Consider the following 16,059-nt stretch of genomic DNA (forward strand, 5'->3'; position numbering starts at 1 on the left):
AGAATGTATTTCATCCCGACAATTTATAATCCGGCTTCTTCGCACCGGGACGGCCGGTATTGCCCATAAAAATCGGGCCGGTCCGCAAAAGAGCGAACCGGCCCGGAAATGTTCTCACGGCAATCTACCCGGATTAGAACGTGTAGCGGAAACCGATGTTACCCGAGAACCCGCTCTGGCGGCTGCGGATATCGCAGTCAACGTCACCGTAAACGGAACTCTGCTGACCAACCGGAATCGCCAGGCCTGCGCCAAATTGAAGACCGGTGCGGCCCACCTTGGAACCTTCGATATTCATCGGAACAGCCGGCATGCCAAGGGCGGATACCGTAGCCTTATTGGTTTCGTCGCCAAAGTCCTGAACAACCTGGACACGGACTTCACCCAGGGCATCGCGGCCGAAGATGTTGTCGCCGATAAGCCCCATCAGGCGGGCGCCGAGAGCGGCACGTCCGTAGGTTGCATCCTGGCCGTCAACCTTCAGGGACGCATCGCCGGCACCCGTTTCGGTGTAGCCGTCCATCTTGGTCGAATACAGGCCGAGGCTGGCCAGAGGCTGAAGGATCGTACCCTTTTCCTCGTTCATCTTGATGTCGTACGTGGCTTCATAGAAGAGGCCGAAGCTGCTGCCGGAGGTAGAACCCTGCGTATGGATCGGATCCAGTCCCGGCACGTTCATCGTGCGGTTCATCGTCGCATCATTCCAGCCGGTAGTGAAGATCAGGGTATGGCCCCAGGCCTTCTTCTGCCCGCGAAGGAAGAGGTTGAAATACGTACCATCATTGTCTCCGGATCCATTGTCATAGCCGGAAGTGGACAGATTGGAACGATTTGCCGTCAACGCGCCGCCAACCGTGAGGTGGGAGTTGATGTCAACATCGCAACCGAGAGTTGCACCCCAGGTGTCCATCGTGTAACCGGCCTTGTCTCCGCTGGAGGAGAGCTTCCCGTAACCGCCGTTGGCCTGAACCCAGGCATTGACGTAGGGAGCGGAATCATAGTTCACGTCCGGATTAAGCCCCATTTGAGCAACGCGGTTGCGAACCCACTTGACCTGCTGCAGGAGGTCATCGTGCTGAGATCCCACCAGAGCCGTCACGGAACTCCCGGCAACGGCGGACAGTGTCGCGGTAGCCTGGTCGGCTGTCATGCCGTACTTCGTTTCGGCGGCGATCACGGCGTCGATGATGTTGCTAAGCGTCGTGCCGCCGTTCAAGGCGTAACGAGCCGCCCACAGAGCCTGTGCGGCCTGGGTGGAGTTGTTCGAATTGGCATAGTGGAGAATCCCGTTCCTGCCGCTGGAAACAACCTTCACCTGAACGGTCTTGCCATCCTTGAGCGTCACGCCGGAAATGAAGTATTCCAAATTCTTGTTCCCCAGCAGACCGGACATCGTCACGTCAATCTGGGAGAGAGAACCTTCGGTCAATCCGCTTTCGGCCGTCATCAGATTAATCGTATATTCCGATCCCTTCCAGTCGAACTGGCTGCCCAGCGTGTTCAGGTTGAGTTCCGTCAAACCGTTGGCCGGAAGATGCATTTCCTTCACGTTCAGGATCGTCGACGAGGTCTGAGCCAGAGTATCGATCTGAGCCTTGTCCATCGCCAGAGAAACCGTACCGCCACGTTCCATCGTCAACTTGTCCGTGGTCAGCTGGCCCTTGATCAAGCTCGGATAGGGGTTGTTTTCGTATTTTTCATTGCCGATGGAAAGCACGCCATTCTTGGCAACCGTTGTTTCGGGAGTCTGGAGAGAACCTTCGACAATCAACGTATTGGCTACATTGTTCGCTGCATCGCCAACAGAGAGGGCACGATAATTCATCGTCGAATGCGCATTGCTCAGGATAAGCGTATTCGTCTTGTCCTTGGCATCGCCCATTTCAATGGCAACCATTTCATTACCGTTCCCGGTAATCTTCTGCGTTCCGACACCCGTCTTGCGAATCACGCCGGAACCCACGATATTGCCCGAGTAATCGCCGCCGTCACCGCTGATCAACAAGGTGGAGCCTTGAAGTTCGACAGAACCGAGACCGCTCAATCCCCGGAAGTCCGGCATCGTAGCCGTCTTCACAATCATGGAGGAAGTGCCGTTCTTGAGATTCACCAGGAACTGCCCGGCTTCGATATTTTCAGGATTGGTAAGCACGCCATCGTTAACCGTCAACGTACCCGTGCCTTGGATGGAACCGAGCAGATCAACGGATCCGCTCACGGCCAGATTACCCTGGTTCACCGTAATAACAGACTCCTCAGTCATCGTCAGCATGCCGACATTCGCATTGGCGGCAAGACCGAGATTCATGGAAGCCTTGCCTGCCATCGTCAGGTTGCCTACATTGTTTTCAGAGCCATTGAGATTCAGCTTGGCATCGTTATTGATGGTTGTGATATTGGAATCCATGCGGGTCTGAACAGTCAATTCCGTACCCTCCTGCAAGCCGGTCGTACCGGAAACATTCAGGGAACCGCCTATCAACATGGATCCTTCCTTCACGGTCAGCGCGGAACCGGAGACGTCCCCACCGACATGGAACAACCCGTCGCCGATTTTGGCAAGTTGAGCCTTGCCAAGGATGGAACCCGCAAATACGGACTTCTGATCAGCCTTTTTCTCGAAAGAAATCAAGCTATTGGCATTCGCATCGGAATCGCCCGTCTTCACCAGGGCATTTGCGCTACCCGCTTCAAGATCGCGGATAATCAAGCCATCCGCATTGGGCGGAGCTTGCGTAATATTGATGGAAAGAACGGAATCTCCCATCAGCGTCACACCCGTAAAGGCATCAATCTGGCCATAGGAAGTAATATCGTAACGGTACTGATTGCCTTCATGAAGCACGAGGCGGGTCGTCTCTTCTGCAAAAATCAGCTGCAGAGATCCATCGGACATCGTCTTGGTTCCACGGTAAATATCGTTGAACAAGCCGAAGTTCGCATTAAAGACCGTATTGCCGGAGTACACCAGGCCGCCGGAGACAAGACGAATATAGTAATCGTTGCGCGGGCTGGCCAGATAGGCATTAAGCAGAACATTCTCGGCTTCCATCGTCAGGTCAAGAGTCAAGTCGCCATTGATCGTCACGGTAGAACCGGAGGAAACATGCAATGCCGCATTCGAAGCGGGAGGAGCGACGGTATTGCCTACCATCTTGGACGATACGCCGAAACGCGTCGTACCCTTGCCGTTGTAATTCAAGGTCACATTGCCTTCAATACCGGAAATGACGGAAGCTTCATCGATAGCGGAGTTAACCCCTACGTTAACCGACGTCAACTTCGACCCGTCGAATCCGGGCAACTTATACATGACCGCGTTATGAACATAGTTTCCATTAGCATCGGGAAGCTGGTCAATCGTCAAACTACCTTTGAAATTCTTGTAGCCGGTGAAATCGCCATGATCCCAATTGACCACGCAATTGGCGGTCTTGTCGTTCAAACTCAGATTGCCTCCGTTAATCACCACAGTGGCTCCTCCGGAGAACACATTGTCAATGCCGGCGACAATTGTTCCGGATTCGAGATTCCACGTTCCGGTAAACACCGACGAATTGTTAATCGTCAACGTTCCGGCTCCGGTATACAACACTGTGCCTCTACCGGAAAGAGTACCGACATATGTACGATTCTCATCCCACGCGAACTCGACCGTTGAGGAATCGGAAATACTGATGTTGCCTCCCCAGACGCCACCGTCAATGAACTTGATGTAGCCCCCGTCGGAAATTGTCAAATTTCCGGCTCCGGACGCCAATTCTCCGTTGTTCCAGAAGGAAACGTTATTCCCAGCAATCGTAAAGACGGGCACCTTTTCACCGGCTGGCACTCCACTGGTCAGAGTCAGATTAATGATGTGGGTGTTATCGTTGGCTTCACCGATATAGACGCGCCCGGACCATGTCGTATCTTCCGTCAGCAACAAGTCGACCGTCGTCTGTACTTTCGAATCATTATTTTCCCTGAAAGAAATAACGCCGGTACCTTCGAGTTTGTTCAAGTAAAGAGTCTTCCCATTCATGGCATTGGAAAGATCCAAGCCGTTCCCGGGGTTGGTTGCCTGAATGTTCAAACCGAAACGGGTCGTGGCCGTATTGGCAGAGTCCAGAGTCAAACAGAATGTCGTACCGCCGCCTACAACGGGACCGACTGTCAAATTCCCCGTAAATGCAGGAATACCCGTCTTCGCATCCCCCTGGATTGAACCGATGGTCAACTTGCCTGTCAAATTCGTCGTAAAGTCGCCGTTACCTCCAATGGAATCAAGTTCTCCGGAAGTCTGCAAGACGACATTAGTTCCTTCGCCGTTGGAAATAATGTTGGCCACGCTGCTGATATTAGAAATCGTCAGAGACCCCTTGCTGTCCTTCCCTGCAGAATCCGAAATATTGTACGTCTTGTTGAAACTGGATTCGTACGAATTCGCCCAGGTAACGTTATTACCGTTAATATCGACATTCACGAACCCTGTCCCCTGATACAGTCTGTCGGACAAGTCCGTACCAACACCGTCTCCGTAAACGAGAGAGCCGCCGTCAAACGTAATAGGCCCTGAACCAAGAGCGTCACGGGCATCTAGAATAATACGACCGCCGCTAATAACCGTACCGCCAGTGTAGGAGTTGTCCGTCTTGATCGTCAAATCACCGGAACCTTCCTTGTAAAGGGTTCCCTTGCCAATGATTGATCCTGTACCACCAAAAACATAACCGTCGCCAGTCACTCGGATGGCGTTCGGAACGACATTGCCAACAATTTCAACGTTTCTTTCGCCAGTGGAGCCAAAAATCACGCTGTCATTCTGGTAAAACTGGTTATCGTTACCAGCCCCTCCGGTCCATGGTGTATTGTTATCTACTCCCCCTTTCGTGATCCACTGGTTATTCCCGGACGTACCAACCCAAGTCAATTCCGACGACGAACCCGTTGTCTGCATATGTACCTGGATTGCATTATTCTCTCCGGACAATACCAAAGTACCGCTAGCTCCTCGGCTTTGAAAATCGAGCTTGATATCGTTGATATTAGAAAACGAGCCAGTCGTTCTCATGACCGTATAGTTCGTTCCTGTTTGAGTGTTGAAACAGGAAAGGCCGAGCACAAAACCTTGACCGCCAAAATCGACACTCTGATTCAAATTCAGCTGATCCTGAATTGAACCGATGTCCATAACAATACCGGTTCCGCCCGCAAAAGTCAGCCCGTCTGCAGCAACTTCCAGAGAACCAGCCGTACCGATTCCGGAAATATTTAAATGACCAGACTGCAAATTCAACGTTTTCACCGTGTAACTACTGCCGGTTGTTGACATACCGAAAGTAGACTGCATTTGGTTACCTCCAGCAACCGTCAGGTTCAATGTCCCCATGGCACCGAGAGAATCGAACATGCCCAAAAACACAGAACCGTTCTTAAGTGTCAGATTTCCATCGAACGTTGTATTGGAACTACCGATGGTCAGCACGCCGGAACCATCCTTGACAAGGGAAATTTTACTTCCGATCGTACCGTTGAATTTACTGCCGTATTTGGCATTGATCGTCAATGTTGCTGATTTATCCGCAAGAGACGGAACATTAAAGGCAAGCAGAGTCGTAGTCGCCTGCGTCCCATTACGAAGAATTTTTGCTGTCGTATTGCTGTCAAGCCCACCGATCGTTGCATTCTCCGTAGCCAAAACCAACAAAGCCGGTCCATTGGCGGAACCTTGCAGATTGATCGTTGCAGAATTAAGAGCTTGGTCCGTTTGCAACACAAGTTCCGTACGATGAGTATCAGCAGCCGTTCCTCCCGTAGGACCATTCACGGTAATCGTACCGGCATAACCGCTCGTACCACTATCTGCTATATAGAAATCCGGGTTGGCAGATTCCGAGGTTGATCCATAGAGACTCAAGTTTGCCAGGGAATCCCCAGAAAGCTTCCGCAGCCACACCTGCTGTTTGGACCAGTTCATAGTCATTTTTGCAGAGCCATCAACATGGAGTGTATCTGTAAAATCAACCATGCCATCCTGGACATGAAGCGTTGCTCCATTAGCCAGATTGATAGCATTGGGAACCAGAACACGATCCGTATACGAACCTTTCGTTCCGCCAAAGTGAATATACAAAGTAGCACTGTTCGCGATAGAAATCGCTCCCGTACCAAGCCTGTAAGTAGGAGCACCAGTCGTAGCTTGAGAACCAGATCCCCACATCAGGCGCCCGGAATTGATCCATGTACCGCCAGTATAGGTATAATTATTACCTGTGATCAATGCTGCCGTCTTGATATTCAAATCGCTTGTACCACTATAAATAAGAGCAAGATTTCCCGTCAGTCCTTTATTGTAATTTGTAGCCGCACTGGCAGCGCCCTTGCCGAATTCAAGGACACCTCCATCGTTCTCTCCACCGAGGATCGTATACTCGAAGGTTCCGTTGGCATTGACGAGAAGCTTGCCGCCATTGATGGTAATATCACCCGTCCCGAGAGCATCCAATGCCGAAATGGAAAGGGTACCTTTCTCAATCGTTGTCCCTCCCGCATAGGTTTTGGAGCCGTCTACCGTGACAACCTTGTTCTGGGAATCCATGGCGACCGTCATGGAACCATCCCCCGTCACTGTACTGGAAAGCTGGATATCGCCACCTCCGATGAGATACAGCTTCGATCCGGCGTCTTTAAGAGTGATGTTGTTGGCCAACGTTCCGTCTCCACCGATCTTCACAGCACCCGTCCCGGAGACGGAAATACTGCCCGTACCCAGCCCGGAAAGATTGTTGCTGATCACTGTACCGCCGGAAATCACCGTTCCTCCCGTATATTTATTGGCCGTATTGATCGTCAATGTTCCGGAGCCGCTCTTTTCAAGACTTGTCGATCCGATAATGGCTCCGTTGCCGCTAAACGTGTAGTTCGTCGTTTCAGCATCGACAGTTACTTGAGCAGGCGCCACATTCGACGTAATTCGCACATCGGAAATGCCTCCCGGAGCCAAATCGCCGAACGTTACACCGGAACCATCCACATAAATGGCAGCCCCACCACCGGGAATCGTCCAATCGGCACCGGAAGAAGTACTCCAAATAGAACCGGTCCCTCCCCACTGAAGGGAAGTCTTCAACAAAGTCAATTTGAAGGAAATGCTCCCTGTCGTACTCCACACAGTAGGAACATACCCGCTCAGGTTGTAATTGATCAGCCCCAGATTGCTGGGATTGAAACCAGGCAACGATCCGGCACGTATCAATTCGTATTCTCGGTCGGCAACCAGACTACCACCTTTGAAATCAACGAGGTTCACAGTCGCCGGGCCGTCAAATGCCACCGATCCGGTGATAGTCAAAAGATCGGCCAGCCTGATATTGGAAGCGGAGGCAAACGCAACGTTACCCTGGATGGACGCCGTTCCCGTCGTCGTCAAAGAAGCCGGAGCGAGAAGATTTGCATCAATCCCGACAGTCAAATAGGCCCCGGTTTGCAATGTAATATTCTTGAAAGCATCCGATACCCCTTGGATAGTACCGCGTCCGGAGACAGTCAACTTGCCGTTCGTACCGAGTGCACCGGCCACATTGGCAACCAGAGTCCCTTCCTGCAAGGTGAAACCGTTCGTCAAAGACGTCATGGCATTCACGAGGGTCAGGGTACCGGCACCGGATTTGATGACAGTAGTACCGTTGCTGTTACCACTGTTGTCAAAAGAGTATATCGAGGCGTTACCGCCATTGATCACGCTGATTTCGTCCCACTCCTTGAAAAGAACTGTCTTAAACTGGTCCTCATTGTTCGTTCCGTCAAGCGTCAGCTTCTTATGATCGGCCGTGCCGATAAATGCAGCCTCATACCCTCCTCCGGAAATAATGAATCCCGTAGCGGAAAATACCGGTGCTGCACCGATCGTAAAATTAACGTTCTTGACATGCTCCTTGGAAGAACCACCCGAACGGCCAAGACCATATAGGCCCTGGTTGTTCCCGGTAAACGAACCTCCCCTCACAATCAAGTTGGCGGTTCCGATTTCTATCGGCTTGCCCGTCGATGCCGAACTCCAGCCTCCGAGAGAAACACGGGATGAGAACGTTCCTCCCTCAATGGTAATGTTCGAACTCCCCACTTCGTAGGAACCGCTGCTCACCGTATAATTGCCGGTCCCAAAAATAGCAGCGGTGAACGTACCCGCTTTAAAAGTCAAATTTGACGATGTGACCTTGGACGTATAATTGCCGGCAAGATAGTTACCTCCCTTGATTTCCTTGTCCCACGTCTTGCCGGCAAAGTCCAGCGTCAGATTGGTGGTAATGCCCTCCGTCATATTGGCAGATACATTTTTTCCTGCGCATAACTCTCCCAGATCCGCCTTCATGGCGTCAAAGTTCGAGGCATTAATGGTCGTAGTAACGCCATCCAGGAATTTATTGGCGGCAAAGGACTCCATTTGAGAGAAGCAGGCCATAACGGCAGCTGCCAGCATGAGAGGTAGTCTGAGTTTCATATTGGAAGAGATCTGATCAGTAGGTTGTGAAAGAGGGGGAAAATGAATTCAGTGCCCAGTATCTTAGCAATTCCCCGAATGGAGACAACAAAAATCCGCACAATCGCTTTTTTTCTGAATCAAGCGGTCACAATGAATGGAAAAAGCCGGTAGACAATCAAGAGGTCCAAGAGAGAGTTCCCTTCCATTTTTTTGAAAAGAATAAGTCATTTTGCCCAATTTCACGAAAGATCCTTCCATTCCCGATCGTTTTATGTTATGAGACCCACTCACACATATTCTAATAGCCAACTATGGATACATCTTCATCTCGCCGTCGATTCCTCCAGACTCTCGGTCTGGCATCAGGAGCCATTGCCGCAGGAGGCCTCATCACTCCTGCAAGAGCCCAGGAATCCGCCGCCGGCCAAATCGTTGTCCCCAATCCCGACATGATCGGGCCCTCCACCGATTGGACACCCCGTCCCGCCGGTTCCAAATATATGGGAGGCTTCCGCGCTCCCAAGCTTGACGTCGTCAAGGTAGCCTTCGTCGGCGTTGGCGAACGCGGTTCAATGCACGTCAGCCAAATGTGCTCGATCGAAGGAGCCGAAGTCGTCGGCATTTGCGACCTTTACGAAGCCCGTTGCGAACACAACGCAGCCACCGTTGAAAAGAAGACCGGCAAACGCCCCCCCATCTTCTGCAAAGGCGACCAGGACTACCTCCGCATGTTCAAGGAAGTCAAGCCGGATGCCGTCATCATCTGCCCCAGCTGGGAATGGCACGCCCGCATCACCTGCGACGCGATGAAGAACCACATCCACGCATTCACGGAAGTCCCCATCGCCATCAAGATGGACGAACTCTGGGACATCGTCAACACCTGCGAAGCCTGCCAGGTTCACTGCATGCAGATGGAAAACGTCAACTATGGGCGTGAAGAGCTCATGTTCCTCAACATGGTTCGCCAAGGCGTCATCGGCGACCTTCTGCACGGCGAAGCCGCCTACATCCATGAACTCCGCGGACAAATGTATCAGGACACCCCCGGTAAAGGCAATGCCGGCACCGGTTCATGGAGAACCTACCACTACGCCGAACACAATGGCAACCTGTACCCGACACACGGTCTCGGCCCCGTTGCCCAGTACATGAACCTCGCGCGTACGGATGATAACTTCGGCCGCCTCGTCTCCTTCTCAAGCCCCTCCATCGGACGCGCCCTGTTCGCCAAGAAGAACTTCCCCGCCGATCACAAGTGGAACAAGCTTGACTTCAAGGGCGGCGATATGAACACATCCATCATCAAGACCACGATGGGACGCACTATCCTCGTAGAATGGGATGAAACCAGTCCGCGCCCCTACTCCCGCATGAACCTCATCCAGGGCGTCCTGGGTACGCTTGCCGGATTCCCGACCCGCGTAGCCGGTGAAAAACTGGGGAACGGCAACTACCATGCATGGATCGAAGGCAACGAAGCCCTTGCTCCGATTTACGAAAAATACGATCACCCCCTCTGGAAGCGCCTCGGCGACCTCGCCAAAAAAATGGGCGGACACGGCGGCATGGACTTCATCATGCTCTACCGCATGATCGAATGCCTCCGCAAGGGTGAACCCATGGATCAAAACGTCTACGAAGGCGCCTTCTGGTCTGCCGTAACCCCGCTTTCCGAAACCTCCGTTGCCCAAGGCGGCATGCCGCAGGTTTTCCCGGATTTCACCCGCGGCGACTGGAAGACGACCGCCCCCCTCGGCATCGTTCAATAATCTCACCCGGGAAGGTTTCCCTTCTCCTGAAAGAAATTCATCCAAGGGTTGTCCCGTCTCATGCGGGGCAACCCTTTTTCATATTCTCTTCCAGAAACGAGAGTACTCCGGAAGGGAAACTTATATTGATCTTCCGTTTGTAAAAAATCCGACCCTCCGTCAAAATGAAGTTGATTTGGCGCAGAGCCTATGGATACCGGAACTCTGCCAATATTGTACCACGCACTCGTTGAATGTTCGAGTTGCATCCTCCAAATTACAGTTCCCATCCATTTTGACGTTGAGCCATATGGCTCCTGAATTCAGGCAACGAGAAAAAGACGGAACCGTACGTCTCTGAACGATTATCGTTCTCTCGATCGACAAAGACAGAGAGAAACACACTATCTCTAGAGTCTGTTCATCAGTATGTTAGCACTATTACGACAAGATTCATCAAATAGTCAAAAATAGAAATTGCTATCTATTTGCTACGGATTTCAAAACCGTGCACAAGTATTTTTTTTCTCGTTAATATCTTTTTTATTATCAGTTGCGATTCGGCTCCAGTCACGAATCCTAAAGCGGTACATCCATAGAGTCCGCGCATTGTAATATCACTAACAATAAGCTAATTATAGAAATTTTAGCGGTTTTGAAATCCGCTAATTCTCCATTACCCATAAACAACAAATATGTCCCAATGAACATTAAATATCTACCTCTCCTTGCCTGTGCTCCTTTTGCATACATCTCCGATGCGCAAGAGGTCATTGATTCTCTTGAATCCTGGGCTAATGCCGTCAACAATAATAGCGGATCCAACAGTTATATCCTGACGGCCAACCTCAAGACAACATCTTCAGTTTCACTCAACAACGGAGATCTTCTAATCGATCTTGAGGGCCATCAGATTACTTTCGGAAAAACAGGAAGCTCGGTTTCCGACAAACTCCAATGGGGTATCCAAATCAAAGAGTCTTCTACGTTAACACTCATGAATGGAACTCTCCAAGGGAAGTATTACGATACCATTGGCAAGGGAATTGTCACCAACCACGGGAAAGCAACCTTGGATCGCGTCACTATTTCCGACAGTGTCGGAACAGGATACGGGCTGGCAATTTATAATTCCGACTCTTTTAGCTCTTCCATGCCGGAACTCACCCTCACCGACAGCGTCATTAAAAACAATACCATGATTTTTAAAGGAGGAAGAGGCTTTGGAGCCGGCCTGTACAATGGAGCATCCTCCGGAGGCAACCTCTTGGTACAGGGTGCTCTCGCCCATCTGGACAATGTCCAGTTTATCAACAACCGCAATCACGGAGGATTTGGGGGCGCCATTGCCAACGGAAGTACATCTGATGTTGGAACACTTTACATCAAAAACAGCCTGTTCTGGGGCAATGACGCCGTAGAGGATATGGAATATCCCAATTCAAACGAGACTTCGGTGGGAGGAGGGGCCATAGCCAATATGGCCGGAACAGTCCAAATCATTGACTCGGACTTCTACAGCAACCGTTCCGATCTAGGGGGAGCCATCATCAACCGACACATCCTGACCATACGAGCTGATCAGAAGGATGTGTTTTTCTCCAATAATACGATGCACAGTCATTTTGGCGATGAACACAATGGAGCGGATTATATCGAAGGTCCCAACGATATTTATCTGAACTCCATCTTCAACTTTGAAGAAATACCGTCTAATCTACATGGATATTTGAACCACAATTACCTGGAAGCCAAGGAAGGACGTACCATCTACTTTGGTGGGGGCATTCGCGGCCTCAACATTAGGAAATCAGAAGATGGCACATACTACGAATCCGTATCCTCCCGCGACAACGTTGTCTGGATCAACAAGGATGGAGAAAATGGAGAAAAATATGCCGGAGCTATTTATTTCGCGAAAACCGCGATTGTCCAATCCGTCAATATCACATTATACAACGGGACCATGAGCGTCGAAGACGGCGACGTATTCTACAGCGACCGCGATCGATTCGATCCCATACGAGACCGGACCCACCTGCGTCACCGTAACAACTTTTCCCTCCAGGGGGGGAAACTGGATCTCTCCCGTCTATTGACCGGAACCTTCTCCATTGAGAACCTGCTCCTCACCCGGGGAAGCGTCCAATTCGCCACCATGCGCGAACATCCTCTCCAATCCCTGATCATTGGAACTTCCGGCTGGAGTGCCGGCAATCCGGAAACCATTACGTTCGCAGTCGACTGCCTGGGCGATTACAATAAAAAGTACGACTATACGCTGCTGGACTACGTGAACGAGAACCTCACGGATGATGACCTCCGGCATTTTGAACTGCAGGTCGACCACTATGGAGAAGGCTGGGCATTGCGCGTTGTCGATGGGGATCTCGTCATTCACTGGGAAGGTGATGATGAAGGAACATGTCCGCCTTGCGATTTGCCGCATTATCCCGAATGCCCCGAAGTCCCCACATCTCCAGAATCTTCCATATGTCCGGGGTTGCCTGAAATCACCTCCGAACGTAAAGGAGAACTTGTCGAAAATTCTCTCTGGGGGCTTGATACGAACCTGAACGCCATGGGGAACGGAGCCTTGGAGCAGATGAATCCCTACCGCATGGTCGCCGGTCCCTGCCGCAACTTGTGGGTTCAGGGTATCGGAGACTTTGCCAATCAGAAATCCCGTGGAGGAATTGACGGATTTGATTACGCGGGCGGCGGATATGCCGCCGGCATGGATGGACGCTTGTGCGGCAACGCCGGATTTCTGGGTGTCGCCATAGGGCAAATCTGGGGAACACTGCAAAGCCGGGACTATGCCTCGCAAATCGACCAGGACACGATCATGGGAACCGTCTATTGGGGTAACATATTGAAAGCCACCGAGGATCGAGCCTGGCTTCTCAAAGGAGCCCTGACATTCGGCCAGTCGGAAAACCACCTGAGCACCTACCACTCGGACGGTTCGTCCAGTACGGGTAAATGGGACAACAACGGCTGGCTGTTGCAGATGGAGGCCTCCTACCGTTTGAAGATGAATGAAACATGGACATGGGCTCCCTTTGCCGGACTGGAATATGCGGAAGGCAAACGCGACGCCTTCCGGACGAGAGGAAACAATACTCCCGATGCCATCTACGAAAAATCCCGTTTGCAGAGGTTGACCGTACCTGTCGGGATACAGATAGACAGACTCGGTTCGCTTTGGGAAAAGCCTTGGATGAATACTCTGAAGCTATCCTACGCCTTCGATGTCTCCCGCTCCAATCCGGATTCACTCGCGACAATGGAAGGCTTCCGACCGTGGAAGGTCGGCAGTGCGGACCCGTCCCGCCATGCTTTCCGTGCGGATTTCAACACCATGCTTGATCTAAACGACAAGTGGCGTGTATTTGCCGGATATCTTCTGGAAGTCAGGGGATCGGGCGTATACCACCAGATCAACGCCGGAGTCAGCCTTGGCTTTTGAGAAGACAGGCAGCGATTCGAATAGATAATATCACTCATTCTTTACAATCACGTTTATGAAAACAACAATCATTCTTGTTCTTTCCGTTTTCGCGGCCGGCATTCTATCATCCTGCTGCTGCGAGGATCAAAATGCCCCGGCCTCAGTTCCTCCTCCGGTAGTGATTCAGTCCAAGAAGTAATCTTCTCCCCTCATTAAGACTGAATTCTCAAACCACACCCGGTATTGTCCGGGCGTGGTTTTTTAACAGAGCATAAGATATAACTCTTTGTCAAAATGAGTAGAGATGAACTTAACTATCGTCTCTTAATACTCGTTGCATACTCAGGCTATATTCTCAAAATAACAGTTCCCACTCATTTTAACGTTGACCCGTTTTACCCCTGCTGGCCGGCAGCTTCCGCCGCGGCTTCCTCATGGGAAAGCATGTGCACAATCACCTTGAGTCCGTTTTTCTCTCCGGTAGCTTTGGCCAATGAACGGATCGCCGAAGCAGTCATGCCATTCCTGCCAATCAAGCGGGCAACGTCCGACTTCTCCAAAATCAAGCGGAAACGGACAATATTACTGTCCGGCACCTCGGCCACGCGTAATTCCGCCATTTGCGGATTCTTGACAAACTGCATGGCAACCAATTGAAGATACTGACGGATTTGGGCAACAGCGGGACTCATAGCAATACAAACAAAGGGTTCAACAACAGTTTCATTATAGAAACATCCCACCCTTTGGCAACTTCCTTTTTACCGGTTCCAAACCTATCGCCGCTTCACCAACCAAAACGGTTCCTAATAGACCCCCAATATTCTCTTGTAAGAATTTTCCTCCCCGAAACGTACCAAATAAGTACGCAACCAATTTTCAGCGTAAAATCATGAAAACGAACATATCAAGACGACACTTCCTCAGTACGGGGAGCAAGGCGGCCGTGGGACTCTCGGTTATCCCGACCATATTGGGTACAAGTTTCGGGGCAGAAGCGGAAAATGTTTCCAAATCACCCAATGAGAAACTAAACATCATTGCGATAGGTATCGGTGGTCGTGGATCAGCAGTTATCCGCGGATTGGAAAGCCAGAACATCATTGGTCTGTGTGATGTTGACAAAAAATACAGTAACCATGTCTTCAAGCGTTATCCTAAAGCAAAACAATACTGCGATTACCGGAAAATGTATGAAGAACTCGGTAACGAGGCAGATGCGGTAGTCATCGCAACACCAGACCACACCCATGCTATCATGGCTGCAGAAGCCATCACCATGGGTAAACACGTCTATTGTGAAAAGCCATTGACTCACAGTGTTTATGAATCCAGATTACTCACCAAACTAGCCGCAAAATACAAAGTAGCTACTCAAATGGGTAACCAAGGAGCTTCCGGTCCGGGTGTCCGTAAAATATGTGAATGGATTTGGAACGGAGAAATCGGTGAAATTCGCAAAGTGGAAGCCTTTACCGACAGACCCATTTGGCCTCAGGGATTAAATCGTCCCGCAGGAGGTTCCCCTGTACCGGACACTTTAAACTGGGATTTATTCCTCGGTCCGGCACCGTACAGAGATTATGCTCCGGTATACACTCCGTGGAACTGGCGCGGATGGTGGGATTTCGGGACAGGTGCTTTGGGAGACATGGCCTGTCACATTCTACACCCTGTCTTCAAAGCTCTTCATCTGGGTTACCCCACCAAAGTTCAAGGAAGTTCCACGTTGTTACTAACGGACTGTGCGCCTCAGGCACAAACTGTCCGGTTCATTTTCCCGTCTCGTGACAATTTATCCAAAGTCAGCATGCCGGAAGTCGAAGTTGTCTGGTATGACGGTGGACTTAGGCCGTCCCTGCCCGAAGGATTTCCCTCGGGCAAAGATCTCAACGATGGTGGTGGATGTGTCATCTTTCACGGAACGAAAGATACATTGATTTGCGGATGTTACGGCAAAGATCCGTGGTTATTATCGGGCAGAGTTCCCCATGTTCCTAAGGTTCTGAGAGAAGTCACCACTTCTCATGAAATGGACTGGGTTCGAGCTTGTAAGGAAAGTGCTTCAAACCGGACGGAAACGGCTTCACCCTTCTCGGAAGCCGGGCCTCTCAACGAAATGGTCGTCATGGGTGTTCTCGCTATACGTCTCCAGGCCCTCAATCAGGAATTACACTGGGACGGCGAAAACATGAAATTCACCAACATCCCTACCGATGCAAAAATCAGGACGGTTATCGAAGACGGTTTCCAGATCAAAGATGGTCACCCGACTTTTTCGAAAAAATGGACGGATCCTGTCAATGCCATCGCATTTGCCAACGAATTGATCAAGCACACCTATCGTGACGGATGGAAACTTCCGGAAATGCCACACTAAGTGCATGATT

Annotated in this window: 5 protein-coding genes; 3 read left to right on the forward strand and 2 right to left on the reverse strand. The window is 50.9% G+C overall.

Annotation, left to right across the window (positions count from 1 at the left end; translation table 11 throughout):
* Positions 1 to 133: 133 nt before the first annotated feature.
* The gene (locus QET40_RS11515) at positions 134 to 8,482 is read right to left on the reverse strand and encodes an autotransporter domain-containing protein (RefSeq protein ID WP_280127318.1); all 8,349 of its coding nucleotides are present in this window, start codon (positions 8,480 to 8,482) and stop codon (positions 134 to 136) included.
* 293 nt (positions 8,483 to 8,775) lie between these two features.
* Between QET40_RS11515 and QET40_RS11520 the strand changes: the two genes are divergently transcribed.
* Positions 8,776 to 10,236 carry a Gfo/Idh/MocA family oxidoreductase gene (locus tag QET40_RS11520; protein WP_280127319.1) on the forward strand — a complete coding sequence of 487 codons (1,461 nt, stop codon included), beginning with the start codon at positions 8,776 to 8,778 and terminating at the stop codon, positions 10,234 to 10,236.
* A 682-nt stretch (positions 10,237 to 10,918) separates the two neighbouring features.
* Positions 10,919 to 13,687: an autotransporter outer membrane beta-barrel domain-containing protein gene (locus tag QET40_RS11525; protein ID WP_280127320.1), complete on the forward strand. Its 2,769-nt coding sequence runs from the start codon at positions 10,919 to 10,921 to the stop codon at positions 13,685 to 13,687.
* A 377-nt stretch (positions 13,688 to 14,064) separates the two neighbouring features.
* Here QET40_RS11525 and QET40_RS11530 read toward each other — a convergent pair whose 3' ends face one another.
* Positions 14,065 to 14,361, reverse strand: a complete 297-nt coding sequence (locus QET40_RS11530; protein WP_280127321.1) for a KH domain-containing protein — start codon at positions 14,359 to 14,361, stop codon at positions 14,065 to 14,067.
* Positions 14,362 to 14,561: 200 nt separating this feature from the next.
* Between QET40_RS11530 and QET40_RS11535 the strand changes: the two genes are divergently transcribed.
* The gene (locus QET40_RS11535; RefSeq protein WP_280127322.1) at positions 14,562 to 16,049 is read left to right on the forward strand and encodes a Gfo/Idh/MocA family oxidoreductase; all 1,488 of its coding nucleotides are present in this window, start codon (positions 14,562 to 14,564) and stop codon (positions 16,047 to 16,049) included.
* Positions 16,050 to 16,059 lie beyond the last annotated feature (10 nt).

This window comes from Akkermansia sp. N21169 (genome assembly GCF_029854675.1).
GTDB lineage: Bacteria > Verrucomicrobiota > Verrucomicrobiia > Verrucomicrobiales > Akkermansiaceae > Akkermansia.